Origin of the sequence: Nonomuraea sp. NPDC050394 (assembly GCF_044459065.1) — a bacterium.
GTDB lineage: Bacteria > Actinomycetota > Actinomycetes > Streptosporangiales > Streptosporangiaceae > Nonomuraea.
Genome location: NZ_JBITIO010000003.1, coordinates 193,998 through 219,868, shown reverse-complemented (window position 1 = coordinate 219,868; position 25,871 = coordinate 193,998). Strand labels below are relative to the sequence as shown.

Below are 25,871 nucleotides of genomic sequence, written 5' to 3'. Positions count from 1 at the left end.
TTTTGAACCATGCTGAAGACGATCCTCGTCGCCTCCGTCATCGCCGGAGCGATCCCCCAGGGCTTCCTGCTGTACGAGAAGGACGCCGCGAAGAAGGACAAGAACCCCGAGACCAGCTGGGCGGTCAGCAAGAACAAGACCGCCAAGTCGGTCGTGAACCCCTGCGACCGCGCCGCCCTCGGCCAGGCCGGCCGTACCTCCGCGAAGACGATCATCTACACGGCCGTCCCCGACTACTCCAAGTCGGAACAGGTGATCCTCTACACCGGCGCCGCGTCGGCCGGCGCCGCCCTGGCGGGGATCAAGAGCGCGGCCGCCTCGTGCGGCACGAAGGGCTACCGGTTCTCCGCCCGCGCGGTGAAGCTCGGCGACGCCGCCCTCGCGGTCACCGGCCAGAGCTACTACAAGGGCAAGGCCGCGGTCGGCGGCGAGCGCGCGATCGTGGTCCGCCGGGCCAACGCGCTCATCGTCTACACGCAGGCAGGGGAGTGGGGCAAGCCCGCCACGGCCGACTTCGCCCGGCAGACCCAGGACGCCAAGCGCATGCTGGCCAAGGTCTGTCAGATCGCCTCGTGCTGAATGTCTCGATCTTGAGACATTGTCATGACACGACGGCGAACCTCGTGACCGGACACTAGAGGAAGAGGCGTGTGCCGGGGCGCCCTTGCCAGTCCGTCCCGGCGCACGGCTTAGCCATCTCCCGCGGCGGCCGACCCGTCCACAGCCCCTCACCACCTTGGGGCTCCCGCCGCGGTCGAGTGCCCCCCTCGGCCCTGCCGAGCGCAGGGGAACACCGCGCGGCACCACCGGCGATCACCGCCCCGTTGCCCGCCACCCATAGGCCGGGCGCGAGCTGCGCCTGGGCGCCACACCCGCGCCTCCGGCGGCCCCGGTCCTGGCGAGCGGAGGCGGAGCGCCGCAACGTGACACCGGAGATCCCCGCGCGGGCCCTGCCAGGGGGATTGGCGGGTGCTGCCCCGCGGGTCGCGTCGTGCCTCCGCCGGGGGCGAGTGCGACAAGGCCGCAGAGTGGCCCTTGTGGGTGAGCTGTTCGCCGGTGTCGGGGGTGGTGCTCAGTGCCGTGGGGTGGTCAGAGGCGGTTCAGGCCCTGTACGTGCAGAACGGCACGGCCCTCCTCGTCGGAGGCGGTCAGGTCCACCTGGGCGTCGATGCCCCAGTCGCCGTCCCCGGCCGGATCCTTCACCGTCTGGCGGACCTTCCACAGCCCGCTCTCCTCCTCGATCCGCAGCAACGCGGGCCCCCGGGCGTCGGCGCCGGTGAGGATCTCCTCGTGGTCGTCGTAGTAGGCGTCGAGCGCCGCGGGCCAGTCGACGTCGGGAGCCAGCTCGGCCAGTTCCTCCTCCTTCTCCAGCGCGCACAGCTCCACCAGGCGGAACATCGCGTTGCGCACCAGCACACGGAACGCGCGCACGTTGGCGGTGACGGGACGGACCTTGGTCTCCAGCTGGTTCTGCGCCTCCAGCGCCTCGGCCGGGTTGGCCAGCTTCTCCCACTCGTCGATCAGCGAGGAGTCGACCTGGCGCACGAGCTCGCCCAGCCACTCGATGAGGTCGACGAGGTCCTCGGTCTTCAGGTGCTCGGGCACGGTACGCGACAGGGTCCGGTAGGCGTCGGCCAGGTAGCGCAGGACGGTGCCCTCGGAGCGGGCCAGCTCGTAGACCTGGATGTACTCGCTGAACGTCATCGCCCGCTCGTACATGTCACGCACGACCGACTTGGGGCTGACGGTGTAGTCGCCCACCCACGGGTGGCCGCGCCGGTAGGTCTCGTAGGCGCCGAGGAGCAGCGTCTCCAGCGGCATCGGGTACATGACCTCGGTGAGGGCGTCCATGCGCTCCTCGTACTCCATGCCGTCGGCCTTCATCTGCGCCACGGCCTCGCCGCGGGCCTTCTTCAGCTGGGCCGCGAGGATCTGGCGTGGGTCGTCGAGGATGGACTCGACGATGGAGACCATGTCGAGGGCGTAGCTGGGGGAGTCCTGGCCGAGCAGGTCGAAGGCGGCCAGGGCGAAGGTGGACAGTGCCTGGTTGAGGGCGAAGTCCTCCTGCAGCTCGATCGTCAGGCGGGCGCGGCGGCCCTGCTCGTCGGGGTCCTTCAGCTGCTCGACGATGCCGCCGGCCAGCAGGGAGCGGTAGATGGCGATGGCCTGGCTGATGTGCCGGCGCTGCCACTTGCGGTCCTCGTGGTTGTCGGTGAGCAGGTGCTTCATGGCGGCGAAGCAGTCGCCGGGGCGGTTGATGACCGCGAGCAGCATCGCGTTGCTGACCTTGAAGCGGGAGTTGAGCGGCTCGGGCTCGGCGGTCTGGAGCTTCTCGAACGTCTCCTCGCTCCAGCCGACGAAGCCCTCCGGCGGCTTCTTGCGGGCGTAGCCGCGCCGCCGCTTCGGGTCGTCGCCGATCTTGGCCAGCGCCTTGGCGTTCTCGATGTCGTGCTCGGGGGCCTGGCAGGCGACGTAGCCGATGGTGTCGAAGCCGGCCCGGCCGGCGCGGCCGGCGATCTGGTGGAACTCGCGGGCGCGCAGCCTGCGTACCTTGTTGCCGTCGTACTTGGACAGGGCGGTGAACAGCACGGTGCGGATCGGCACGTTGACGCCGACGCCGAGGGTGTCGGTGCCGCAGATGACCTTCAGCAGACCGGCCTGGGCCAGGCGCTCGACCAGGCGCCGGTACTTGGGCAGCATGCCGGCGTGGTGGACGCCGATGCCGTGCCGTACCAGGCGCGAGAGGGCACGCCCGAAGCGGGTCGTGAAGCGGAAGCCCCCGATCATGGCCGCGATGGCTTCCTTCTCCGCCTTCGTCGCCATGTTGATGGACATGAGGGACTGGGCCCGTTCCATCGCGGAGGCCTGCGTGAAGTGCACCACGTAGACCGGCGCCTGGCCGGTGGAGAGCATCTCCTCCAGCGTCTCGTGCAGCGGCGTCATCCGGTAGGAGTAGATCAGCGGGACGGGGCGTTCGGCGTGCTTGACGACCGAGGTCGGCTTGCCGGTGCGGCGGGTCAGGTCGCGCTCGAACATCGACACGTCGCCCAGCGTCGCCGACATGAGGATGAACTGGACGTTGGGCAGCTCCAGCAGCGGCACCTGCCAGGCCCAGCCCCGGTCGGGCTCGGCGTAGAAGTGGAACTCGTCCATGACGACCTGGCCGACGTCGGCCGCGGCGCCGTCGCGCAGCGCGAGGTTGGCGAGGATCTCGGCGGTGCAGCAGATGATCGGGGCGCCGGGGTTGACGCTGGCGTCGCCGGTCATCATGCCGACGTTCTCGACGCCGAAGACCTCGCACAGGTCGAAGAACTTCTCCGAGACCAGCGCCTTGATCGGCGCGGTGTAGAACGTGCGGATGTCCCTGGTGAGGGCGGCGAAGTGCGCGCCGGCCGCGACCAGTGACTTGCCGGAGCCGGTCGGGGTGGCGAGGATCACGTTGCTGCCCGAGACGACCTCGATCAGCGCCTCCTCCTGGGCGGGGTAGAGCGTGAGCCCGCGGTCGGCGTTCCAGCCGACGAACGCGTCGAAGATCTCATCGGGCTCGGCGTCGATCTCTTCCGGCAGGCGGTCTACGAGGAGGCTCACCCCCCTATCCTGCCGAATTCCCGGACCTGCTCGAACATCCCCGCCCGGATCCGTCGCCGTTAGAAGCAGATGATTACATAGTGTTATGAGTCGATCGCTTCTGGTAGCCGGTGTCCTGGTGGTGGCGTTGAGCGCCTGCGGTACGACCAAACCGCAGCCCTCGCTGCCCGCCGAGCCGCCCGCCGCGGGGGGCCAGGCGAACCCCAGCCCGTCCGCCAGCCCCTCGCCCAGCGCTTCGGCCAGTCCTTCCACCGGACCGGGCACCCCCGCGTTCATCCCGTCCTACGTCGCGCCCGAGGACAAGGACCTGAGGCCGGCCGAGAAGCTGATGCGCGACCACCACCTGCTCCAGGAGTGGGCCGAGTCGGCCTCCGACGCGTTCATCCCGCCGCGCGACATCCCCGTGAAGGCCGAGCAGTGCGACACCGTCAACGCCTTCTACAGCCCGGAGGACCGGACGATCACCATGTGCTACGAGATGGTGGCGTACCTGCAGAGCCTCTTCGCCGCGCCCGAATCCGGCCAGAGCGCGACGCCCGACCCGCAGGACGTCGACGAGAGCGTCGTGGGCGCGATGAGCGGCATCTACTACCACGAACTCGGCCACGCCCTCATCGACCTGTACGACCTGCCCTCCACCGGCAGGGAGGAGGACGCCGTCGACCAGCTCTCCGCCCTCGTGCTCATCGGCTCGGCCGAGGACCAGCGGGACTACTCCGAGATCATCAGCACCATCCAGGCGTGGGGCCGGATGTCGCAGCAGGAGGTCTCGCAGCCGCTGGACAAGACCGTCTTCGCCGACGAGCACTCGCTGAGCGTGCAGCGCTACTACAACATGATGTGCTACCTGTACGGCTCCAATCACAACGCCTTCCTGCCGCTGATCGCCGACGGCGCGCTGCCGGTCACGCGGGCGGTGCGCTGCGAGGAGGAGTACGCCAAGATGGCCAAGGCCTGGGCCACCCTCCTGGCCCCGCACATGCGCACCGACCTGCCCGACATGTCCCCCAGCCCGAGTCCCAGCCCGTCCCCGAGCCCGAGCCCGAGCCTCAGTCCGAGCCCCAGCCGTAGCCCGTCCCCGTCGGGCACGCCCAGCTAGCTCAGGTCCAGCTGCATCAGCACGGTGTCCAGCCAGCGCCCGTGCTTGAAGCCGACCGCCCGCAGCCGACCCGCCTCCCGGAAGCCCAGCGCCCGGTGCAGCCTCGCCGAGGCCGGGTCGCCGCCGTCGGCGATCACCGCGATGATCTGGCGCGCCCCGCTGTCCCTGCAGGCCGCGACCAGCGCCTCCAGCAACGCCCGGCCCAGCCCCCTGCCGGTGAAGCCGGGCGCGAGGTAGACGGTGTCCTCCAGGCTGTGCCGGTAGGCGGGCTTGGGCCGGTACTGCCCCGCGTAGGCGAACCCGCCGACCGCGCCGTCCGCCTCCGCCACCAGGAACGGCAGGCCCGAGGCCGCCTTCGCCCGCCAGAAGCCGGGTTCCGGCGGGTCCTCCTCGAAGGTGGCCACGGTGTTGAGCACGTAGTGGGCGTAGATGTCGGCGACGGCGGGCAGGTCGGCCTCGGTCACCGGGCGGATGACGCTCATGCCGCCCGATTGTGCCCGAGAACGCCTCACAACCTGGCACGCGGCCCGGTGAGGAGCAGGCCGCCGAGGATCGCCACCGTGCCCAGGACCGGCGCGATGCCGGGGGCGAAGCCGTACACCATGAGCAGGACGAGTCCGGCGCCGACCAGCGCCGCGGCCGGGCCGGAGGTGGACCACGACGGCTTGCCGTACGGCAGCGCCGGCGGCTCCTCGAAGCGGGCGAAGCACCGCACCAGCGGCCACATCACCAGCGTCAGCAGCCCGAACCAGATCGGCCACCCCGCCAGCCAGCCGAGGCTGCCCGGAGCCGGCGTGTCGATGCCCAGCACCACCACGACCACCCCGGTCACCGCGAACAACGCCGGCATGTGCCACAGGTACACGGTCATGATCCGCGGCCCCGCCCAGGCCAGCACCTTCCCGGTACGCAGCCGCACCAGCCACGGCCGCAGCAGCATCGCCAGCCCGATCTGCCCGAACGAGACCGCCAGCATGGCGAGCGTGGGCGGCGCCATGTTCGACACCGCGGCGCCCGGCATCCCGATCATGCTGCCCGGGTACGGGCCGAAGGCCACCAGCAGCGCCGCCGCCCCGAACCCGGCGGCCGCCATCAGCGCCGGCCTGCGCAGCCGTCCCTCGGCGTAGAAGAAGCCGAACTGGTGCACGGCCATCCAGACGAACACCACGTTGGCGTAACCGAGCGCCTCCACCCCCGAGGAGAACCGGACCACGTCGCTCACGACCGCCCCCGCGGCCAGCACCGCCACGACCCGCCAGCCGAACCGCTCGTGCGCCTTCATCATGAACGGCGTGAGCGTGACCGCGATCAGGTACACGGCCAGGAACCACAGGAGCTGCCCGGTCAGCCGCGCCCCTGTCTCCAGCGGCTGGGCGGGCACCCCCATCGCGGCCAGCATCTGCGGCAGCGGAATCCACACCGCCGCCAGCGGCAGCAGCGGCCAGGCCAGCCGGCGCAGCCGTACGTTCAGCCACTGCGGCGCGCCGGCGTGGGCGCGCCCGAAGCTGATGGCGTTGGCCGCCCCGCCGGCGAAGAACACCAGCGGCATCACCTGGCTGATCCACGTGACCACCCAGACCCCCGGGGTGGCCAGCGCGTTGCCGGTGGTGAGCCGGCCGCCGTCGTAGCTGAGCACCGGGATCGTCCAGTGCTGCAGCACCACGAGCGCCATGCCGAAGACCCGCAGCAGGTCGATGAAGGTGTCGCGGCGTGCGGGCGCCTGGACGACCCGCCTGGGTGGGTGGTCGAGCAGGACGGTCATGGGGGCCTCGATTCAGTGGATCTTTCACTGGAAAACGTGATGAACCAAGGCTTCCGGCCGGACGGCCGCGGCACAGTGACGCCCGCCGCCCTCTTCCGGTCAAGATCCCACCACCAGGCTCGGTAGTGCTGGCCCTACCCCCAAAGGCGGGCGTACCCGGTCGTCTCAGGGGGGACGGGGCCGTAGCGTTGACGGCATGCGCTCCCTGATGAGACGAGTCCTCCTGGACTCGCGCTACACCCTGGTCGGCTTCCCGACGGCCGCCATCACGTTCGTGCTGATGGTGGCCGGTCTCGCCGCGGGCGTGGGCACCGCGGTGGTGTGGATAGGGCTGCCGATCCTGGCCGGCACGCTGATGCTGGCCCGCGCCTTCGCGGAGGGCGAGCGCGGCTGGCTGTCGGACGTGCTGGGCCGCCCGCCGGTGCGCCCCCGCTACAAGCCGGCCCCTCCGGGCGCGGGCCGCCTGCGCCGCCTGGTCAACCCGCTGACGACCGGGCAGTCGTGGCTCGACCTGCTGCACGGCATCCTGAACTTCCCGGTCGCGATCGTGTCGTTCGTGATCACGATCGTGTTCTGGGCCCTGCCGGTCATGGGCCTGACCTATCCGATCTACGGGATCTTCACCTCGCGCATCCCCGGTAACCAGGAACTGCCCGAGCTGCTCGGGTTCGGCGACGGCTACGGGGTCAACGTCGTCTTCCACGTCGGCCTGGGCCTGATCGGCGTGGTCCTGCTGCCGTTCGTCACCCGGGGCGCCGCGCTGCTGCGCGCCGCGCTCGGCCGCGTGCTGCTGACCGGCGTCGCCGAGCTGCAGGAGCGCATCTCGGACCTGTCGGAGTCCCGCTCCGCCGCCGTGTCCGCCGAGGCGAACGCGCTGCGCAAGCTGGAGCGCGACATCCACGACGGGCCGCAGCAGCGCCTGGTCTCGCTCGCGATGGAGCTGTCACGGGCGCAGCGGCAGATGCAGAAAGACCCCGAGGCGGCCCAGGTCACCATCAAGGAGGCCATCAGCGCCACCCGCGAGACCCTCGACGAGCTGCGCGCCCTCTCGCGCGGCATCGCCCCGCCCATCCTGTCCGACCGTGGCCTCGCGCCCGCGCTGGCCGCGCTGGCCGGACGGTGCACGGTCCCGGTCGACCTCGACGTGCAGACCGTCGGGCGCTACCAGGCCGCCGTCGAGAACGCGATCTACTTCGTCTGCGCGGAGACGCTCACCAACGTCGCCAAGCACAGCCGGGCGCAGAGCTGCACGATTCAGCTGGTCAAGACCGGTGACACGCTCATGCTGATCATCGGCGATGATGGTGTCGGCGGCGCACACGTCGCCAAGGGACACGGTCTCGCCGGACTGGCCGACCGGCTGCGCGCCGTGGACGGCGAGCTGACGGTGCAGTCACCTGACGGCGGGCCGACATTGATCGTGGCGGAGGTTCCGTGCGGGTAGTGGTCGCCGATGACGCGGTGCTGATCAGGGCGGGCCTGGTCAGGCTCCTGGAGGAGTTCGGCTTCGAGGTGGTGGCGACGGTGGGCGACGGTGACGCGCTCGTCGAGGCCGTCGCCGAGCACCGGCCGGACGTGTCGGTGGTGGACGTGCGGATGCCGCCGTCCTTCACCGACGAGGGGCTGCGCGCCGCCGTCGAGGCGCGGCGCCGCGTGCCGGGGGCACCGGTGCTCATCCTCTCCCAGTACGTGGAGGTCTCCTACGCCGACGACCTGCTCGCCGACGCCAGGGGCGCGGTGGGCTACCTGCTCAAGGACCGGGTCGTCGACGTGGACGAGTTCCTGGAGGGCCTGCGGCGGGTCGCCGCGGGCGGCACGGTGTTCGATCCGCAGGTGGTGTCCCAGTTGATGGTGCGCAGGCGACGGGATGACCCCCTCGCCCAGCTGACCCCGCGTGAGCGGGAGGTGCTCGGGCTGATGGCCGAGGGCAAGTCGAATCCGGCGATCGGGCGGCAGCTCGTGATCAGCGACGGCGCGGTGGAGAAGCACATCCGGAGCATCTTCGCCAAGCTCGGGCTCTACGCCGAGGACGGTGACCAGCATCGCCGGGTTCTCGCCGTCCTGGCCTACCTGCGGTCCTGACGCGTGGCGTGGGGTTCGCCTGTGGAGGGGTGGCGGGGGGTGCGGGCCGCCCGCCGTACGCGCACAGGGGATTCTGCGCGCCCGCACCAGGCGGGCGCGAGGCGCCGGCCGGTCCGCGCGGCAGTGCGCGCGGACCCTGGCGGCTCGGCTGTCTAGCCGAGCGCGTCGACCAGCTTCTTGCGCTGCTGGGCGCCCAGGCCGCCGAGGCGGCGCTTCTCGTCGACGCCCGCCTCCTCCATCAGCGCGGTCGCCTTGGCCGGGCCGACGCCCTTGACCGCGCGAAGGGCCTGGGAGACCTTGATCTTCTTGGCGATGTCGTCGTCGCGCTCCAGCAGCTGAGCGAACGACAGCTCACCGGCCTTGACCTTGGCGAGCAGGGCGGTGCGGGCGGCGCGAGCCTCCGCTGCCTTCTCCAGCGCTGCCTTGCGCTGCTCAGGGGTAAGGGTAGGAAGTGCCATCGGATTTCTCTCCTCGGGGATTTACGGACTGTTACCCGTAGTGCAGTGGCTAATCATGGCGGATACCAGGGGTTCGTGTTGCGGAAAGTGGCCGCTCAGCCCGTCCGCCAGACTTCGGCGGCCGCTTCGGCGCATGCCACGTCCTGCGCGACCGTCCCTCCGCTGACCCCTATCCCGCCGACCACGCGTTCTTCCTCACCGTAGTCCGCCCAGAGGGGTATGCCACCTCCGAAACAGATGAATCGGTCCCCGGCCAGCCCGAAAAGCTCCCCTCCCGGCGCCGTCAGCGGGGCGAGCTCCGCGGTGGACATGCGATGGGCGACCGAGGTGTACGCCTTCCCCGGCGCAAGCACGGGACCTGCGATCTCAGCGCCTTCCATGCGCTGAAACGTCACCAGGTTCCCGCCCGCGTCGACCACCGCGACCGACACCCGGGCGCCTTCCCGCCCCGCCTGCTTCAACGCCGCCTCACACATGCGCAATGCGATCTCCAGGTTCACGCGACTCTCCCCAAGTCCCGAAATCTCCAGATCCATGTGTACGGCTCGCGCCAACCTCCACGCAAGATCATCGAGCACCAGTTCGGAAGTGTGGTTCATCCCTTGTCGGTGGTTTTCATCACATCGCGGATCTCGGGCGTGTCGCGGCAGGTGATGCTCACTTCTCATAGTGAAATTTTTTAGTATGGTCGATACATGTCATTGCGGATGGCCCTGCTGACGCTCATCGCCGGAGCGCCACGCAGCGGGTACGACATCGGGCAGGAATTCGACGGCGTCCTCACGTTCGTCTGGCACGCCAAGCCGGCACAGGTCTACCCGGAGCTGAAACGGCTGGCCGCCGAAGGGCTCATCAGGGAGCAGGCCGAGGGGTCGCGGGGGCGGCGGCCGTACGAGATCACCGAGGAGGGGACGCGGGCGCTGCGGGAATGGCTCGTGACCACCTCGGCCGACCACGCGCAGCGCAACGAGACCGTGCTGCGCTCGTTCGCGCTGTGGGTGGTCTCGCCGCGGGAGGCGGCGGACTTCCTGCGTGAGGAACTGGAATACCACCGGGCGAGGCTGCGCGGGCTGCGCGCCCTGCGCAACGGGCTCGACCTGCGGCTCGCGCAGGATCGGGCGGCCCTGCTCGGAGTGGAGGCGGGCGTGCGGCGGCTGGAGGCCATGGTGTCCTGGGCCGAATGGGCCATCGAGACCGTCTCCCACTGGCCCGCGCCGGTCGCCGAGGGACGCTCGTGAACGGGCTCGGGTGGGCGGAGTTCGGCGATCCGGCGGGCAGGCCCGTGGTGTTCGTGCACGGGTACGCCTCGTCGCGGTGGGCCGCGGGCTGGACGCTGTCGGGCGATCTGCTGGTCCGGGAGGGTATCCGGGTGCTCGCGCCGGACCGGCCCGGCTACGGCGGCACGCCGCCGATGCCGCCGGAGCGGTGGACCGAGCAGGTGGCGGCACGGGCCGGGGACGTGGGCCCGGTGGTGGTGGCCGGCGTCTCCATGGGCGCCTCGGCGGCCCTGCGCCTGGCCGTCGCCCGGCCCGACCTGGTGACGGGGGTGGCGCTGCTGTCGGGCATGGCCCCCGTACCGGCCGGTAGGTGGTCGCCCGCCGCCAGGGCGGACGCCTTCTACTGGCGGCTGGCCCGCCACGCGCCCTGGCTGCTGCGCCGCCTGTGCTCCGTGTCCGCCCGCGCGATGGCGTCGGCGGACGCGAGCGTCATCCCGCGCGTCGAACGCGCCCTTCCCGCCGCCGACCTGGAGGTCTTCCGCGCCCGAGCCGGTACGGCCCAGGCCGCCTTCCTGTCCGACGCCACCGAGAGCGGCAGGCAGGGCGGCGCCGCGATGGCCGGCGACCTGCTCCGGCACCTGCGCCCCTGGGACATCGTCGTGGAGGAGGTGAAGACCCCGGTGCACCTGATCCATGGCGTGGACGACCCGAAGGTCCCGGTGTCGCTGGCCCGATCCCTGGCCGCCCGCCTGCCACGCGTGGAGGCGACGTACCTGCCCGGCGGCCACTTCGCCCCCTTCGCCGACCAGGAAGCCCTCATGGCCGTTCTCCGGGGCGCCAGGTTCTGAGACCCCCGGGGGTCAGGAACGCGTCGAACACCGACTCCATCGCCCCCAGCAGCGCCCCGCTCCACCCCAGCTCCGACGGCGCCAGCTCGGGCAGCCGCTCGGCCCGGATCCTCATCAGCCCGGCCAGGAACGCCTCCGACAGCGCTGCCCGTCCCTGCGTGAACAGCTCGACGCCGAGACCGGACAGGGTGACGATCTCCGGGTCGTGCGCGTTGACCAGGGCGGCGATGCCGCGGCCCAGGGCGCGCGCGCCCGCGTCGACCGCCTCCGCCGCCTCGGGATCGCCCTTCCCCGACCTGGCCAGGATGGCCTGCGCCTGGTCGCGCCCCCTGCCGCCGCCCGCGGCCAGGCCCAGGTGGCGCAGCAGCGCGTTGGCCCCCACCTCCATGCCCCAGCACCCCCGGGCCCCGCACGGGCACGGATCGGTACGCCCGGTCAGCGGCATGTGCCCGAACTCCGCCCCCACGCCCGTCGCCCCGCCCAGCGGCCGTCCGCCGACCACGAGCACGCCGCCAAGGTCGAAGTCCACGTGCAGGTGCAATCCCACCCGCACCCCCGCCATCCGCCCCCTGCGCGCCTCGGCCAGCGCCGCGAACGCCGTGTCGTTGCCCACGTGCAGCCGGGTACCCGCGGGGACGTGGCTCGCCAGCCCCGCCGGCGCGTCCACGGCGCGCCAGCCCAGGTGGGAGACGTCGACGAGGCGGTCGTCGCGTACCGGTCCAGGGACGGCCAGGCCGATGCCGATGGCGCGGGAGCCGTACCGCCGAAGGTGGGTGCGCAGAGCCGCCGCGAGAGGGCCGAACGCGCCCTCCGGCGTGCCGTCGTGCGGGCGGGCGGCGAGCGGCGTGATCCGGCCGCCGAGCTCGCCGGCGGCGATCTCCCACCCGTCCTCGCGCAGGTCGGCGGCGAGGGCGACGGGGCCGCACGGGTGCGGTCCCGGGATCTGGGTGGGGCGGCCGCGGCCGTGCTCGGCGGAGGGTTCCTCGTGCAGGAGTGAGTCCTCGCTCAGCCGGGTGACCAGGACCGACGCGGTGCCGCGGGCGAGGTCGAGGTCCTTGGTGAGCTGTGATCGGGTACGGCTCGCGCCGCAGTCGTGCACCGCGCGCAGCAGCCGCGCCCTGTTGTGCTCACGCAGCTCGACGCTGGTTGTGGCCCCGGTCACTGTTCGCATCTCGTCATTGTGGCGGCCTCCTCGTTCTTATTATGCTCTAGGCGTGAACAAAATGGTGGCGAGGCGTGCGCGTCAGGGTGTGTTCGGACTCTTCTTTCTCAGCGGGCTCGTGGTGGGCGTGTGGGCGGCCGGACTGCCTTCGCTCAACGACCGGCTCGACCTGGGCCCGGCGAGGCTGGGCACGGCGCTCCTGCTGATCTCCTTGGGCGCGCTGGTGTCGATGCTGGTCGCCGGGCCCGTGGTCGACCGGTGGTCGAGCCGGCGGGTGTGCTGGTTCGCCGGTCCGCTGTCCGCCCTGGCCCTGCTCGCCCCCGCCGTCGCGCCGTCCTACGGCCTGCTGGCGGCGGCGGCCGTGGTGTTCGGCATCGGGATCGGGGTGGTCGAGGTCGGCATCAACGCCCACTCCGTCGAGGTCGAGCGCGTGTACGGCCGGCCGATCATCTCCGCCTTCCACGGCACCTGGAGCCTGGGCGGCGCGGCGGCCGGGCTGATCACGTCGCTGGTGCTGAAGCTGGGCGTGAGCGGGCAGGCGCTGCTGGTGGCCACCGCCCTGATCGTGCCCTTCCTGTACCTGCCCGCCGTGATGCGGCTGCTGCCGTCCGTGCCTACCGCCACCGACGGCGCCACCGCCTCCGGTGGTACGGCCGCCGCCCCCGGCAAGGCGGTCGGGCTGCGGTGGGGACTGATCGCGCTGCTGGGGCTGGCGGCGTTCGCCGGACACCTGAGCGAGGGCGCGGCCATCGACTGGGCCGCCCTGCACGCCCGCTGGATCCTGGGCACGGACCCGGCCGCGGCGCCGCTGGCCTACACGATCTTCGCGGTGGCGATGACGACGGTGCGGTTGCTGGGCGACCCGATCCGGGCGCGGCTCGGCTCCGTGCTGACCATCCGGCTGGCGGGTGTGCTGGCCACGTGCGGGTACGTGCTCGTGCTTTGCGCGCCCCTCGCCGAGGGCGTGGCGCAGGTGGTGGTCGCGTGGACCGGGTGGGCGCTGGCGGGCGTCGGGCTGGCCACCGTGGTACCCGTCATCTTCAGCGCGGTGGGGGCCGCGGGTGGGCCGGTGGGCAAGGCGTTGTCGCTGGTCACCGCGTTTGGATACTCGGGATTGCTGATCGGGCCCGCGGTGCTGGGGTTCGTGGCCGAGGCCTCTTCCCTGCCGGTGGCGCTGGTGATCCCGGCGGCCCTGGCGGCGGTGGTCGCCTTGGCCGGCAGCCCCTCCATCCGAGCCCTCACCACCCGCCCCACCCCCGAACCCGTCCCCGCCCACGACTAGATCGCTAGCTCGGGTGGCGGGGCTTGGTGAGGTGTCCCGCCGGTTGCGTCTGTGCCGTCCGAGTGCCGCCGTCTGACGGTACTCAGCGCCGGAGCCTTCGGGGGAGGGGATGGCCGGGCTGGGGTTACGGAACGTTGGGTTGGGCTACTGGTGGGGTGACAAAGGGTCAAATATGGGCTGACCTGGTGTTATTCTATCGTGACTTGACCTCAAGGTTACGGACGGGTTTCATGAGGCCAACTCAGTAAACGTTTACAGATGGCTTTCTGTCACCGTTTACCCCCATGGAAGGAAAGCCTTGGCCGACGGACCCACGATCAACACGATCGCCGAGCGTGCGGGCGTCTCGATCGCCTCCGTCTCGCGGGTCCTGAACGGCCTGCCGACCCGCCAGGAAACCATCCGCAAGGTCCTGGCCGCCGCCGAGGAACTCGGGTACGTGCGCAACGCCGTGGCCCGCAGCCTCAAGTCCCGGCGCACCAACCAGGTCGCCTTCGCCATGGCCGACATCGGCAACCCGGTCTACCTGGCCATGGTCCGCCAGATCCAGCCGGTGCTCAAGGCGGCCGGCTACCGGCTCGTACTCCACTCCACCGACGCCATCGCCGCCGACGAGATCGACGTGCTGCACAGCCTCGGCGAGCGCTACGTCGACGGCCTCATCATGAGCCCCCTGCGCGTCACGGACGCGCACCTGGAGACGCTCAAGGCCGCCCGCGCCCCCGTCGTGATCATCGGCTCGGTCCCGGACGGCACCCGGGTCGACAACGTACGCGCCGACTCGCGCACCGGCGTCCGGCTCGCGCTCGACCACCTGCACGCGCTCGGCCGCCGCCGGATCGCGCTGGTCAACGGGCCCCTCGACACCGTGCCCGGCGCGTCACGCGGGGCCGCCTACGCCGAGGCGCTGGAGGAGCTCGGCCTGCCGTACGACGAAGGGCTGGTCGAGATCGGCGACTTCTACCGGGTGGACGGCGCGCGGGCGGTGGCCGCCCTGCTGGCCCGGCGGCCCGACCTCGACGCGCTCATGTGCGCCAACGACCTCATCGCGCTCGGCGCCCTCGACGTGCTGCGCGCCGCGGGGCGGCGGGTGCCCGAGGACGTGGCCGTGGTCGGCATGGACGACACCGAACTGGCCGCCGCCTCCTACCCGTCGCTGACCAGCGTCTCGCTGGGCTCGGCCGAACGCGGCAAGGCCGCCGTCGACCTGCTGCTCGACCGGCTGCAGCGCGGCGACCGCGAACCGCGCCTGGTGACGGTGGCGCCGCGCCTCGTGGTGCGCGCCTCGACCTCGGGTGAGGAACCCGCGCTGCCGTACGACCTCACGAACAACCCACCGGGAGCCCTGGCGGGGGCGGCTCCCGGCGACAAGAGCTCGGCACAGGAGGGAGGCGCCGGATGACGGCGACCGCGACCAGACCGGCGCCACCCCGACCGCGCTCGCGGCGCGGCGGTGGCGGCTCGCGCCGCAACCGCGAGATGTGGATGCTGATGTTGCCGGCGCTGGTGCCGGTCCTGCTGTTCAGCGTGGGACCGCTGCTGTACGGCGTGGGCCTGGCCTTCACCGACGCCCGCGCCACCAGGAACCGGGACATCAGTTTTACCGGTCTGGAAAACGTTTACGAACTGTTCGGCGACGCCGACTTCTGGTCCTCGTTCAAGATCGGCCTGATCTGGTCGGTGTCGGTGACGGTGCTGCAATTCCTGGCCGCGCTCGGCCTGGCGCTGCTGCTCAACCAGAACCTCAGGTTCAGGGGCGTGGCCAGGGTGCTGGCCGTGGTGCCGTGGGCGATGCCGCCGGTGGTCATCGGCCTCATGTGGAAGCTCGTCTACCACCCCGACGCCGGAATCCTCAACAGCATGCTCGGCACGGACGTCAACTGGCTGGCCGACTTCTCGCTCGCCCTGCCCGCGATCATCGTGGTCGGCGTCTGGACGGGCATGCCGCAGACGACGGTGGTGCTGCTGGCGGGCCTGCAGAGCGTGCCGAAGGAGCTGTACGAGGCGGTCGAGGTCGACGGCGCCGGCCGCTGGCGGCGCTTCTGGAACATCACGCTCCCGCAGCTGCGCCCGGTCATCGTGGCCATCACCTCGCTCGACTTCGTGTGGAACATCAACCAGTTCGGCCTGGTCTACGTGCTCACCGCCGGTGGACCGGGCGGTCAGACAAGGCTGCCGATGCTGTTCGCCTACGAGGAGGCGTTCCGCTACCGCTTCTTCGGCTACGCCTCCATGCTCGGCGTCGCGTTCGCGATCGTCGTGCTCGCGGTGCTCGGCCTGTACCTGTGGCGTCAGATGAAGGAGGCCAAGTGAAGCGCCTGCCGAGCTACGCGGCCCTGCTCGCCTACATCGTCTTCCTGGCCTTCCCGCTGGTCTGGCTGCTGTCGACGGCGCTGAAGACGCCGCAGGAGATGGCCCAGCTGGACCCGACGTGGATCCCGCGGGAGCCGACGCTGGCCAACTTCTCCGACGCCTTCGGGGAGCAGGACCTGACCGGCGCCGCCCTGCGCAGCCTGGTCGTGGCGGTCTTCAGCAGCTTCATCACCGTGCTGATCTCGCTGCCCGCGGCGTACGCCATGGCCCGCTACCGCAGCCTGGTCAACCGGGTGGCGATCGGGTGGGTGCTGGTCAGCCAGGTCTTCCCGTTCATCCTGATCATCATCCCGCTGTTCATGGTCCTGCGTGAGCTGGAGCTGGTGAACACGCTGCCCGGCCTGGTGGTCGTGCACGTGACGTTCACGCTGCCGTTCGCGCTGTGGATGCTCCAGGGATACGTGCGGGCGGTGCCGCCGGAGCTGGAGGAGGCCGCGTCCGTGGACGGCGCCGGCCGCCTGCGCGCGCTGGTCAGCGTCGTCGCCCCGCTGCTCGCCCCCGGTGTGGTGGCGACCTTGCTCTTCTCGTTCATCTCCTCATGGAACGAGTTTCTGTTCGCGCTCGTGATCCTTCAGGACCCCGACGTGATGACCCTCCCGCTGACGCTGGTGCGCTTCACCGGCCCGGAGGGGGTGGCCAGGCTCGGCCCGCTGGCCGCGGCGTCGCTCATGGCGACGATCCCGAGCCTGATCTTCTTCGCAATCATTCAGCGGCGATTGAGGTCCGGCCTGATGGCCGGCGCCGTCAAGGGCTAGGAGGCTCATATGCGAATCAAGTCCGCTCTGGCGGCAGCGGCGCTCGTCGCCGTGGCCGCGGCCGGCTGCGGAAGCGGCGGCAGTGGTGACAAGGGCGAGGCGGCCAAGCCCGGCGAGCCGGTCAAGCTGAACTTCCTCAGCCTCGCCTGGCAGAAGGAGTCCCTCGCGGCGAACAAGGAACTCGTCGAGGAGTGGAACAAGGCCAACCCCACCATCCAGGTCACCTACGTCCAGGGCAGCTGGGACAACGTCAACGACCAGCTCGTGACCCAGTTCGCCGGCGGCACCGCCCCCGACGTCATCCACAACGACTCCCCGGCGCTGTCGGGCTTCGCCGCCGACGGCTACCTGCTCGACCTCAAGGACAAGATCCCGGCCGAGCTGAAGAGCGACATCCCGCAGGCCTCGTGGGACACCACGACGTTCGACGACGGCAAGGGCAACCAGGGCGTGTACGGCGTGCCGTTCCTGCAGGAGTCGCAGGTCATCATCGCCAACAAGAAGCTCCTCGACGAGGCCAAGGTGCGCATCCCCACCACAGACAGCCCGTGGACGTGGGAGGAGTTCTCCGAGGCGGCCAAGAAGATGACCAAGGGCGGAAACTTCGGCGTGGCCTGGCCGATGAAGTCCCCGGTCAACAAGACGCTGAACCTGGCTCTCAACTTCGGCGGCAAGTTCTTCGAGACCGGAGCCGACGGCAAGACCACCGTCAAGGTCGGCCCCGAGGAGCGCGAGGTGCTCCAGCGCATCCACGACCAGCTCTGGAAGGACAAGTCGGCCGACCCGGCGGCGCTCGGGCAGGGCACCGCCGACCCGCTTCCCGCCTTCTACAAGGGCAAGTTCGCGCTGCTGCCGGTCGGCGTCTACCTGCGCCAGCAGGTCGTCGAGCAGGCGCCGGAAGGCTTCGAGTGGGTGACGCTGCCCGGCCCGAAGGGCACCACGACCGAGCAGGGCGCCGTCTCCCAGACGCTCTCGGTCGCCCAGGACAGCAAGAACCCGGACGCGGCGCTGAAGTTCATCTCGTTCTTCCTCAACGGCAAGAACCAGGCCAAGCTCGCCAAGGGCGACTGGCTGCTGCCCACCTCGCAGGCCGCCGCCGCCGACCCGTCCATGACCACGAAGGAGAACGGCTGGGACGTGGCGACCGCGTCCGGCAAGAGCCTCGTGGTGGCGCCCTTCCTCAAGGTGAAGGGCTTCGACGAGTGGAAGAGCAAGGTGGCCACGCCGGTGCTCCAGCAGTACTTCGCCAACAAGATCAGCCTCGACGAGGCGGCGAACAAGCTGGTCACCGACGGCAACTCCGTGCTGGAGCGGTACCAGAAGTGAACCATCGCGACAGGGCCCGCGGGTGTCTGCTCGGCCTCGCGGCCGGGGACGCCCTCGGTGCCCCTGCGGAGAACATGACCCCCGAGCAGATCACCGCCCGGTGGGGCAGGCTCACGGAGATCGAGGGCGGCGGCACCGACGACACCGAGTACGCCATCTTCGCCGCCTCCCTGCTGCTGCGCCACGGGCACGCGCTCACCCCGGCGGACGTGGCCGCCGCCTACCGGTCCGAGATCATCCCGCTGGTGACCGGGCCGATGCGCGGGGCCGGATTCTCCGAGCTGGGAACGGTACAGGCGCTGCGGCGCGGGCTTGAGCCGCCGCTGACCGGCCGCGTGCACGCGCACGGCTGGTCGGACGGGCTGGCCATGCGGGCGGCGCCGTACGGGATCTTCTGCCCGGGAGATCCCGCCGAGGCGGCGCGGCTGGTCGAGCAGGACGGGCTGGTGAGCGGCGACGGCGAGGGCATACTCGGCGGCCGCGCGGTCGCCGGCGCGGTGGCCGCGGCGATGGCGGGCGCGCGGCCGCGGGAGGTCGCCGACGCCGCGCTCGCGGTGATCCCCGCCGACTCGTGGACGGCCCGCGCGATCGTGCGGGTCCGCGAAGTCCTGGGTGACCTACCCGGTACGGCGGGCCAGGGCACGGCAGGTGACGCCATTCCCGGCGATCTCGGTCGCCGGTTGCACGAAGCCGTCGTGGTCCGGCACTACCCCTGGACCGACGTCGCCCCGGAGGCCGTCGCCCTGGCGCTGGCCGCGTTCCTGGCCGGCGAGGGTGACGTCGAGGCCTCGGTGACCTTCGGCGTCGGCCTGGGCAGGGACGCCGACACGATCGGCGCCATCGCCGGAGCCATGTCCGGCGCCTTCCAGGGCGAGGCGGGCGTACCCAGGCGATGGGCCGAGCGCATCGGCCCCGCCACCGGGAAATGCCTGCCCGTCGTGAAGGGCAGGCACGTGCTGGACGTCGCCGACGAACTGGCGAAAGGACGCTGAACATCGATGTCGGGGGACAGGATCAGGGGAGCCTTCATCGGGCTCGCCATGGGGGACGCCGCCGGGTGGCCCGCCGCGCGCCACAGGTCGGCGCTGCACGCGCCGTGGAGCAGGCGGCTGCACCGGGAGCTCGACCTCTTCGCCGAGGAGCACCGGATCACGACGCTGCCGGTGCCGTTCGCGCTGAACCAGCCGACCGCGCCGCTGGCGCTGGGCCCGTCGGACGACGCCGAATGGCTGGCGTGGACCGTTCTCACGCTGCGCCGCCCGCGGGCCGAGGCGTTTCGCGAACTGGCCGGCCGGGACGACGTCCGGGCCCGGATCTCGGTGGCGAGCGCGCTGGACAACCTGGCCAGGGGCGTCGAACCGCCCGCCAGCGGCCACGACAACCCGCACTTCTTCGACGACGCCGCCGCGATCAGGGCGGTGGCCTTCGGCGCGGCCGGGCTCGACCCGGCCGAGGACGCGCGGGTGACCAACGCCGGTGACGGCGTTCTCGGCGCCCGGGCGGTCGCGGCGGCGATCGAGGCCGCCGTGGGTGGCGCGCCGGTCTCGGAGGCGGTCGAGGCGGCGCTGGCCGTGCTGCCGGAGGACACCGCGATCGGGCACAACGCGCGGCTGGCCGTACGGGCCGGGCGGAAGGCGGGCGAGGCGTTCGGCGCGGTGCCCGCGCTGGACGCGGCGCTGCTCGACCACGTCTACAGCTACGCGGTGGGTGCGGCGCAGACCGTGCCGATCGCGCTCGCGCTGGCCGAGGCGTCGGGCGGCGCCGTCGGACCGGCCGTGTCCGCGGCGGCGTGCCTGGCCGCCACCGCGGACTCCGCGCCCGCGCTCGCGGGCGCGATCACCGGAGCGTGCGGGGGGTACGGCGCGATCCCGGAGGGGTGGATCGCGCCGGTTCGCACGCTCGCCGGTTGCTGCTTGCCAGAACTGGCCGGCAGGGATCTCCTGGAACTCACGGAAGGACTGACATGACGCCGCTTGAGGACAAAGCCGCTGGCTGCGTGGCGGGGGCCGCGGTGGGTGACGCTCTGGGCGGCGCCACGGAAGGCTGGACTCCCGAGCAGATCACCACACGGTACGGCGGGCCGGTCGAGGGCATCGTGCCGCCGTACAACGAGGACTGGCGCAACGCCCGCCCGATCGCCCCGTACCACAAGGGCGACGGCCACATCACCGACGACACCCTGATGACACACGCGCTGATCCGCGTGTACGAGAAGGCCGGCCGCCACCTCGACGCGTACGCGATGGCCGAGCACTTCGTGCCGGAGCTGATGGGCGAGCGCGTGTGGATCCCCGAGCTGGAGGCCGAGGCGCTGCCGCTGCAGCGGATCTTCCTGGCCGAGAAGTGGATCGTGGCCCGCCTGCACTACGGCCACGCCGACCCGCGCGAGGCCGGCGTGGGCAACATCGTGAACTGCGGCGCCGCCATGTACGTCGCCCCGGTCGGCGTCGTCAACGCCGGCGACCCGGACGCCGCCTACGCCGAGGCGATCGACCTGACCGGCGCCCACCAGTCCAGCTACGGCCGCGAGGCGGCCGGCATCATGGCCGCCGCGGTCGCCGAGGCCATGCGGCCGGGCGCCACCGTGGACAGCGTGATCGCCACCTCGATCCGCCTGGCCAAGGACGGCACCCGCGCCGCCATCGAGGCCGTGTGCGGCGCCGCGGTCGATCTGGGGCACTGGGACGGTTCGTTCGAGAAGCTGCGGACCGCCATGCGGCCCTACGACACCGTCGCCGACACCTACCGCGACCAGGGACTCGGGGCGCGCCGGCCGAGTCGCGTGCACAGCATCGAGGAGCTGCCGCTGGCGCTGGCCTTCCTGGTGATCGCCAAGGGCGACTTCAGGGAGACCGTGCTCGGCGGGGTGAACTACGGTCGCGACGCCGACTCGATCGCCTCCATGGGCGGGGCGATCGCGGGCGCGCTCGGCGGGCTCGGCAGCGTGCCCGCCGCGTGGGTCGAGGCGGTCGGTACGGCCAGCCGTACCGACATCGTGACGCCGGGGCGGGCGATCGCCCGGGTGGCCAAGCGCGTGCACACCGCCGACCTGGCCCGCAGGCGCGCCCACGAGGACGCCTTCGCCGAGCTGGCGGGCGAATGATCCGCCTCACCTGGGTACAGCCGGAGGACCTGATCGGGCACGAGCTCCGGCAGGCCGAGGAGGACGGGCGGGCCGCCGCCCATCCCGCCCGGTTCGCCCGCATCACCGGCGAGTGGCACGCGGCGGGCGGGCACGACGCCCCGCCGCGCGCCGGCGCCTCCGAGCCGGGTGCGGCACGGCTGCGCGGGCTGGCCGGCGACCTGATGGACCAGCTCGCCGAGCTCACCTCGCCGCTGGAGGAGCCGGGCGAGCTGAGCGACATCATCGCCGCCTGCCCCGCCTGGCCCGTCCCGCGGCCCGCGGAACCCGACCCGGCGCGCCTGCTGGCCGCCTGGCAGGGCCGGGCCGCCGGGTGCGTACTCGGCAAGCCGGTGGAGAAGATCCCGCGCGCGGGCATCAGGGAGATCGCCGAGGCCACCGGGAACTGGCCGATCCGCGGCTGGTTCACCGCGAAGGGCCTGCCCGCCGAGGTGGCCGGGCGGTGGCCGTGGAACCGGCGCAGCGCCGTCAACTCGCTGGCCGAGAACATCGACGGCATCCCCGAGGACGACGACCTCAACTACCCGCTGCTCGCGCTCACCGTCCTGGAGCGGCACGGCCACGGGTTCACCACCGACGACGTGGCCAAGCTGTGGCTGGACGAGCTGCCCGCCGGCCGTACCTTCACCGCCGAGCGCGTCGCCTACCGCAACCTGCTCGACGGCCTGGAACCGCCGGACACCGCCCTCCACCGCAACCCGTTCCGCGAGTGGATCGGCGCCTTCATCAGGGCCGACGTCTACGGATGGGTGAACCCGGGCGACCCGGCGACGGCCGCGAGCCACGCCTACCGCGACGCCCGCCTGACCCACACCGCCAACGGGCTCTACGGCGCGATGTTCGTCGCCGCCATGTGCGCCCGCGCCCTGGTGAGCACGGACGCCGAGGACGTCGTGGAGACGGGCCTGTCCGTCGTGCCCGCGCGCTCCCGCCTGCACCACGCGGTACGGCGGGCCGTCGAGGCGGCCCGCTCGGCCGACGACTTCGAGCAGGTCGTGGACGGCCTGTACGAGCGCCACGGCGGCCTGCACTGGGTGCACACGATCAACAACGCCGCCCTGACCGCCGCCGCCCTGGTCCACAGCCGCGGCGACTTCACCCGGGCGATAGCCGGGGCCGTCGCCGGCGGCTGGGACACTGACTCGGCCGGCGCCACCGTCGGCTCGATCGCCGGCGCGCTGGCCGGCCGGGTGCCCGGGCAGTGGCTCATGCGGGACCGCCTGTCCACCAGCCTCACCGGCTTCGATGGAGTGGGGCTGGCAGAGCTGGCCCGCCGTACGCAGGAGATGATGAAGGCATGATCTCGGTCTTCGGCAGCGCGAACATGGACCTGGTCGCGTATGTGGCGCAGGCTCCCAGAACCGGGGAGACCATTACCGGGCGCGCCTTCCGCACGATTCCCGGTGGCAAGGGGGCCAATCAGGCCATCGCCGCGGCGCGTGCGGGTGGCCGGGTGGCGTTTCTGGGGGCCGTGGGCGACGACGGGTTCGGCGCCGAGATGCGGGCCACGCTCGCCGAGGCCGGGGTGGATGTCCGGGGGCTGCGGCAGGTGCCCGGTTCCAGCGGCATCGCGCACATCGTGGTCGACGACGACGGTGGCAACTCGATCATCGTGGTTCCCGGCGCGAACGGCACCGTCAGCGGGCCCTCCGGGGACGACCTTGCCGTGATCGCCGGGTCGCGGGCGTTGCTGCTGCAGCTCGAACTGCCCATGGAGGCGGTGATCGGGGCCGCCCAGGCGGCTCAGGTGTCCGGCGCGCCGGTCATCCTCACCCCGGCGCCCGCCCGGCCGCTGCCGGACGAACTGCTGGACGCCGTCACCCTGATCGTCCCGAACGAGCACGAGGCCGCCGCCATCACCGGCGCCTCCGGGGCCGAGGAGGCGCTCGACGCGCTTCTGAAGCGGGTGCCCGAGGCGGTGATCACGCTTGGTGCCGCCGGGGCGCTGTACGGTTCGCGCTCCGGTGAGCGGCTGCGGGTGGCGGCGGTGCCGGTGAAGGCGGTGGACACCACGGCGGCGGGGGACACGTTCGTGGGGGCGCTGGCGGTGGCCCGGGGGGAGGGGCTGGCTCCTGCCGAGGCGCTGCGGTTCGCGTCGGCCGCGGCGGCTCTGTCGGTGCAGCGGGAAGGGGCCAGTACCTCGATGCCGGCCCGTGCCGAGATCGACGCCTTCCTGCGCGGCTGAAGCCTCTCAGGGCCAGGGACCGGCTCGGCGAGGTCATCCCGGACGTGCCGAGCGACCGTGTACCGACACGTTCCGCCGGAGGACCGAGGGGCCGGTCAGGAGGCCAGGTGGTGGGCGCAGTCGTCGCGGTAGCGCAGGGTGATCTCGCGGATCCGGGCCGGGTTCTCGGTCACCGCGCGCGACACCGAGGGGACGACGGCGTGCCGTACCCCGGCGAACAGGCGCGCGAGGTCGGACGGAGAGGCGCCCTGGGCGCCCAGGCCCGGTGCGAGGATGGGGCCGTTCAGGAGGGAGAGGTCGAAGCCGGGGTCGGCGACCGTGGCGCCGACCACCACGCCGATCGAGCCCAGGGGGGTCCCGCCCTGGTTCAGGCCGGCCACCGCGTCGTAGATCTGGCCGGCCACGTGCGACTGCAGCCGCTCGGCCTGCGGGTTGGAGGTGCGGGCCAGGATGAACAACCCGGCGTCGTTGGTGTGGGCCTGGCGGATCGCGGGGGCCAGGGAGGCCAGGCCCAGGTACGGGCTGACCGTCAGGGCGTCGGCGGCCAGGGGGCTGCCGGGGTCGAGGTAGGCCTCGGCGTAGGCGATCATGGTGGACTCCACGTCGCCGCGCTTGGCGTCGAGGATGACCAGAGGGCCGGCGGCGCGCAGGTCGCGGACCGTGCGCTCCAGCACCGCCACGCCGCGGCTGCCCCAGCGCTCGTAGAACGCCGACTGCGGCTTGACCACCGCCGCGACGTCGGAGATCTCCTCCACGACCGTCCGGCTGAACTTCTCCAGGCCCGCGGGTGAGTCGTCCAGTCCCCAGGCGAGCAGTTGCGCGGGGCTCGGGTCGATGCCGACGCACAGAGGTCCGTATTTATCCAGTCTGGAGCGCAGGCGCGCCCCGAACGTCTCTTCCATCACAGTGACCCCCCTTACGCGCCGCAGCCTAACTGGTTCGTGGCGCGGGCAGAACGGAATAGACGACCACGGTATGAGTTGGGGGGTACTGCCCCGGCCGGATGCGGGGGCCCGCTCGTGGGTAGGTCGCAGGCATGTACGAGATCGCCAGCCGCACACTCACCCTGCGCACCATGCCGCCCAGGGAGGTGACGATCACGGTCGGCCTGCCGTACGAGGAGCCGACGGGGGAGTGGTCGTGCCCCTACCGGATCGACGGGCTGGACGGATGGGAACACGAGCGCAAGGTCACCGAGTCGGACGCGGTGAAGGTCGTGGAGATGGTGCTCGGCGTCCTGCGTACGGCGGTGGCCAACTCGCCGGAGGGCCGCGAGGGCCTGCTGTCCTGGGACGAGGAACCCTCAGGCCCGAGGACCGTCTATCTGAGGATCGACCAGGAGGTCAACGCGGCGTACATCGCGATGAAGCGGGAGATCGCCCCGGGCGAGGCGGTACGGCAGGCGGTCGCCGACGACGTGGTCCTCGACTTCGGCGAGTCGGGCGAACTGCTGGGCGTGGAACTCCTGAACGCCGACACCGCCCTGCCCTCCGAGATGCGCGCCTGACGCCCCGGCCGCCCGGTCTCAGCGCAGGGCGTTGGCCATGGCCACGGCGGTGGTGCGCCAGATGGGGGTGGCGGGGTCGATGACGGCGAAGTGGTCGCCGGACATCTCCAGGTACGTGAGGTCGTCGCCCGACTCCTTGGCGGCTCTGGCATAGCGGCGGCTGAAGTCGACCAGGTCCAGGTCGTCGCCCGAGCCTTGGACCACCAGCTGGCGTACCTTCAGGGGGAGCCTGGCCAGGGGGCTGGCCTCGCCGTACAGCTGGGTGTCCGTTCCCATGGCCGAGGCCACCGCGCCCGAGCTCAGCCATCGGCGCCCGGCCTCCATGAGGTCCAGGACGCCCGCCAGGGAGACGGCCAGTGCCACCCTCGCGCCGTCGGCCGCCGCGCGCAGCGCGAGCTGGGCGCCGGCGGAGTGCCCGGCCACCGCGACCCGGTTCAGGTCCAGGGCCGACTCGGCGGCACCGGCCAGGGCGCCGACGCCCGCCGCCACGTCCGCGGTCGTGGCCTGCCACCCGTGGAGGTCGGGGCGGCGGTACTCCAGGTTCCACACCGCGAACCCGCGCCCGACCAGGTCGGCGGCGAGCGGCTCCATCAGGTCGGCGGCCCAGATCGACCGCCAGTAGCCCCCGTGCACCAGCACGATCACCGGAAGGCCGCCGGAGGACGCGGCGGCGGTGGGCGGGAGGTAGAGGTCGGCCCACTGGTCGGGGTGAGGACCGTAGGTGACGCGGCGGGCGCTGTGGCGGGTGTGGTGCACGGCGTGCCTGATCGCCCACGCCAGGCCGTCCACGCCGCGTCCGTGCAGGTGGCGGGCGTCCTTGCCGGGACTCACCCGGTCGTCGCGGGTGAGGTCCAGCCAGACGACCGGGCCCACCGGCTCGCTCATGAGGGCCCGTGCCGCCGGGTCAGGTCCCGGGAGGATCACCGGGATGCCGCCGTCGGGGCGCAGCTCGCCGACGGTGCGGGCGTACCTGATGTGCCCCTTCACCCCCAAGGCCGCGAACTCGCGTTCGGCGACCTCCGACAGAAGGGTGGGATCGGCGACGACCCCCGGCCCCACGACCACGCGCACGTCACTCACGAGTC

The 25,871-nt window shown here is 71.9% G+C and carries 25 protein-coding genes; 17 read left to right on the top strand and 8 right to left on the bottom strand.

Annotation, left to right across the window (positions count from 1 at the left end; translation table 11 throughout):
- Positions 1-9 precede the first annotated feature (9 nt).
- Positions 10-579 carry a hypothetical protein gene (locus tag ACIBKY_RS14110; protein WP_397097056.1) on the top strand — a complete coding sequence of 190 codons (570 nt, stop codon included), beginning with the start codon at positions 10-12 and terminating at the stop codon, positions 577-579.
- Between the two features lie 510 nt (positions 580-1,089).
- Here the strand turns inward: ACIBKY_RS14110 and ACIBKY_RS14105 are convergent.
- Positions 1,090-3,588 carry a DEAD/DEAH box helicase gene (locus tag ACIBKY_RS14105; protein ID WP_397097055.1) on the bottom strand — a complete coding sequence of 833 codons (2,499 nt, stop codon included), beginning with the start codon at positions 3,586-3,588 and terminating at the stop codon, positions 1,090-1,092.
- An 85-nt stretch (positions 3,589-3,673) separates the two neighbouring features.
- On the opposite strand from ACIBKY_RS14105, the gene ACIBKY_RS14100 reads away from it, so the two are divergent.
- Entirely contained in the window at positions 3,674-4,687 is a 1,014-nt protein-coding gene (locus ACIBKY_RS14100; protein ID WP_397097054.1) for a DUF4344 domain-containing metallopeptidase, read from the top strand.
- On the opposite strand, the gene ACIBKY_RS14095 is transcribed toward ACIBKY_RS14100, so the two are convergent.
- Positions 4,684-5,169 (bottom strand): GNAT family N-acetyltransferase, encoded by a 486-nt coding sequence (locus ACIBKY_RS14095; protein WP_397097053.1) that lies wholly within the window; start codon positions 5,167-5,169, stop codon positions 4,684-4,686. The genes ACIBKY_RS14100 and ACIBKY_RS14095 overlap by 4 nt on opposite strands.
- A 26-nt stretch (positions 5,170-5,195) precedes the next feature.
- Positions 5,196-6,449, bottom strand: a complete 1,254-nt coding sequence (locus ACIBKY_RS14090; RefSeq protein WP_397097052.1) for an acyltransferase — start codon at positions 6,447-6,449, stop codon at positions 5,196-5,198.
- Positions 6,450-6,657: 208 nt separating this feature from the next.
- Here ACIBKY_RS14090 and ACIBKY_RS14085 point away from each other — a divergent pair, with 208 nt between their 5' ends.
- Together ACIBKY_RS14085 and ACIBKY_RS14080 are read left to right on the top strand one after the other, a co-directional pair.
- Positions 6,658-7,893, top strand: a complete 1,236-nt coding sequence (locus tag ACIBKY_RS14085) for a sensor histidine kinase (RefSeq protein ID WP_397097051.1) — start codon at positions 6,658-6,660, stop codon at positions 7,891-7,893.
- The gene (locus ACIBKY_RS14080) at positions 7,884-8,531 is read left to right on the top strand and encodes a response regulator transcription factor (RefSeq protein ID WP_184962111.1); all 648 of its coding nucleotides are present in this window, start codon (positions 7,884-7,886) and stop codon (positions 8,529-8,531) included. Before ACIBKY_RS14085 ends, ACIBKY_RS14080 begins: the two co-directional genes overlap by 10 nt.
- Before the next feature lie 152 nt (positions 8,532-8,683).
- Here ACIBKY_RS14080 and mihF read toward each other — a convergent pair whose 3' ends face one another.
- Both mihF and ACIBKY_RS14070 read right to left on the bottom strand, forming a co-directional pair.
- Complete coding sequence (mihF, locus tag ACIBKY_RS14075) at positions 8,684-8,989, bottom strand: integration host factor, actinobacterial type (protein ID WP_184962109.1); 306 nt, start codon at positions 8,987-8,989, stop codon at positions 8,684-8,686.
- Between the two features lie 95 nt (positions 8,990-9,084).
- Positions 9,085-9,489 (bottom strand): heme-binding protein, encoded by a 405-nt coding sequence (locus tag ACIBKY_RS14070; RefSeq protein WP_184962963.1) that lies wholly within the window; start codon positions 9,487-9,489, stop codon positions 9,085-9,087.
- 195 nt (positions 9,490-9,684) lie between these two features.
- On the opposite strand from ACIBKY_RS14070, the gene ACIBKY_RS14065 reads away from it, so the two are divergent.
- Together ACIBKY_RS14065 and ACIBKY_RS14060 are read left to right on the top strand one after the other, a co-directional pair.
- Complete coding sequence (locus ACIBKY_RS14065; protein ID WP_397097050.1) at positions 9,685-10,227, top strand: PadR family transcriptional regulator; 543 nt, start codon at positions 9,685-9,687, stop codon at positions 10,225-10,227.
- Positions 10,224-11,054: an alpha/beta fold hydrolase gene (locus tag ACIBKY_RS14060; protein WP_397097049.1), complete on the top strand. Its 831-nt coding sequence runs from the start codon at positions 10,224-10,226 to the stop codon at positions 11,052-11,054. The genes ACIBKY_RS14065 and ACIBKY_RS14060 overlap by 4 nt, the downstream gene beginning before the upstream one ends.
- On the opposite strand, the gene ACIBKY_RS14055 is transcribed toward ACIBKY_RS14060, so the two are convergent.
- Complete coding sequence (locus ACIBKY_RS14055) at positions 11,023-12,225, bottom strand: ROK family protein (RefSeq protein WP_397097048.1); 1,203 nt, start codon at positions 12,223-12,225, stop codon at positions 11,023-11,025. The two genes, ACIBKY_RS14060 and ACIBKY_RS14055, sit on opposite strands and share 32 nt — an antisense overlap.
- Positions 12,226-12,277: 52 nt before the next feature.
- On the opposite strand from ACIBKY_RS14055, the gene ACIBKY_RS14050 reads away from it, so the two are divergent.
- From ACIBKY_RS14050 to rbsK, 10 genes are all read left to right on the top strand, one after another.
- Positions 12,278-13,498, top strand: coding sequence for an MFS transporter (locus ACIBKY_RS14050; RefSeq protein WP_397097675.1), 1,221 nt, complete (start codon positions 12,278-12,280; stop codon positions 13,496-13,498).
- A 298-nt stretch (positions 13,499-13,796) separates the two neighbouring features.
- A complete protein-coding gene (locus tag ACIBKY_RS14045; protein ID WP_397097047.1) occupies positions 13,797-14,900 on the top strand; it encodes a LacI family DNA-binding transcriptional regulator in 1,104 nt (367 codons plus the stop codon).
- On the top strand, positions 14,897-15,811 hold the full coding sequence (locus tag ACIBKY_RS14040; protein WP_397097046.1) for a carbohydrate ABC transporter permease: 915 nt from the start codon (positions 14,897-14,899) through the stop codon (positions 15,809-15,811). The genes ACIBKY_RS14045 and ACIBKY_RS14040 overlap by 4 nt, the downstream gene beginning before the upstream one ends.
- Positions 15,808-16,626: a carbohydrate ABC transporter permease gene (locus tag ACIBKY_RS14035; RefSeq protein WP_397097045.1), complete on the top strand. Its 819-nt coding sequence runs from the start codon at positions 15,808-15,810 to the stop codon at positions 16,624-16,626. Before ACIBKY_RS14040 ends, ACIBKY_RS14035 begins: the two co-directional genes overlap by 4 nt.
- 9 nt (positions 16,627-16,635) lie before the next feature.
- Positions 16,636-17,952 carry an ABC transporter substrate-binding protein gene (locus ACIBKY_RS14030; protein ID WP_397097044.1) on the top strand — a complete coding sequence of 439 codons (1,317 nt, stop codon included), beginning with the start codon at positions 16,636-16,638 and terminating at the stop codon, positions 17,950-17,952.
- Positions 17,949-18,944: an ADP-ribosylglycohydrolase family protein gene (locus ACIBKY_RS14025; protein ID WP_397097043.1), complete on the top strand. Its 996-nt coding sequence runs from the start codon at positions 17,949-17,951 to the stop codon at positions 18,942-18,944. The genes ACIBKY_RS14030 and ACIBKY_RS14025 overlap by 4 nt, the downstream gene beginning before the upstream one ends.
- A gap of 6 nt (positions 18,945-18,950) precedes the next feature.
- Complete coding sequence (locus ACIBKY_RS14020) at positions 18,951-19,919, top strand: ADP-ribosylglycohydrolase family protein (protein WP_397097042.1); 969 nt, start codon at positions 18,951-18,953, stop codon at positions 19,917-19,919.
- Entirely contained in the window at positions 19,916-21,055 is a 1,140-nt protein-coding gene (locus ACIBKY_RS14015) for an ADP-ribosylglycohydrolase family protein (RefSeq protein ID WP_397097041.1), read from the top strand. The genes ACIBKY_RS14020 and ACIBKY_RS14015 overlap by 4 nt, the downstream gene beginning before the upstream one ends.
- Positions 21,052-22,395 (top strand): ADP-ribosylglycohydrolase family protein, encoded by a 1,344-nt coding sequence (locus ACIBKY_RS14010; RefSeq protein WP_397097040.1) that lies wholly within the window; start codon positions 21,052-21,054, stop codon positions 22,393-22,395. Before ACIBKY_RS14015 ends, ACIBKY_RS14010 begins: the two co-directional genes overlap by 4 nt.
- Positions 22,392-23,279, top strand: a complete 888-nt coding sequence (gene rbsK / locus ACIBKY_RS14005) for a ribokinase (RefSeq protein WP_397097039.1) — start codon at positions 22,392-22,394, stop codon at positions 23,277-23,279. The genes ACIBKY_RS14010 and rbsK overlap by 4 nt, the downstream gene beginning before the upstream one ends.
- Before the next feature lie 95 nt (positions 23,280-23,374).
- Here rbsK and pyrF read toward each other — a convergent pair whose 3' ends face one another.
- Positions 23,375-24,181, bottom strand: a complete 807-nt coding sequence (gene pyrF, locus ACIBKY_RS14000; RefSeq protein ID WP_397097038.1) for an orotidine-5'-phosphate decarboxylase — start codon at positions 24,179-24,181, stop codon at positions 23,375-23,377.
- 134 nt (positions 24,182-24,315) lie between these two features.
- On the opposite strand from pyrF, the gene ACIBKY_RS13995 reads away from it, so the two are divergent.
- Entirely contained in the window at positions 24,316-24,786 is a 471-nt protein-coding gene (locus ACIBKY_RS13995; RefSeq protein ID WP_397097037.1) for a DUF2283 domain-containing protein, read from the top strand.
- 18 nt (positions 24,787-24,804) lie between these two features.
- Here the strand turns inward: ACIBKY_RS13995 and ACIBKY_RS13990 are convergent, their stop codons facing one another.
- The gene (locus ACIBKY_RS13990; protein ID WP_397097036.1) at positions 24,805-25,866 is read right to left on the bottom strand and encodes an alpha/beta hydrolase; all 1,062 of its coding nucleotides are present in this window, start codon (positions 25,864-25,866) and stop codon (positions 24,805-24,807) included.
- Positions 25,867-25,871 lie beyond the last annotated feature (5 nt).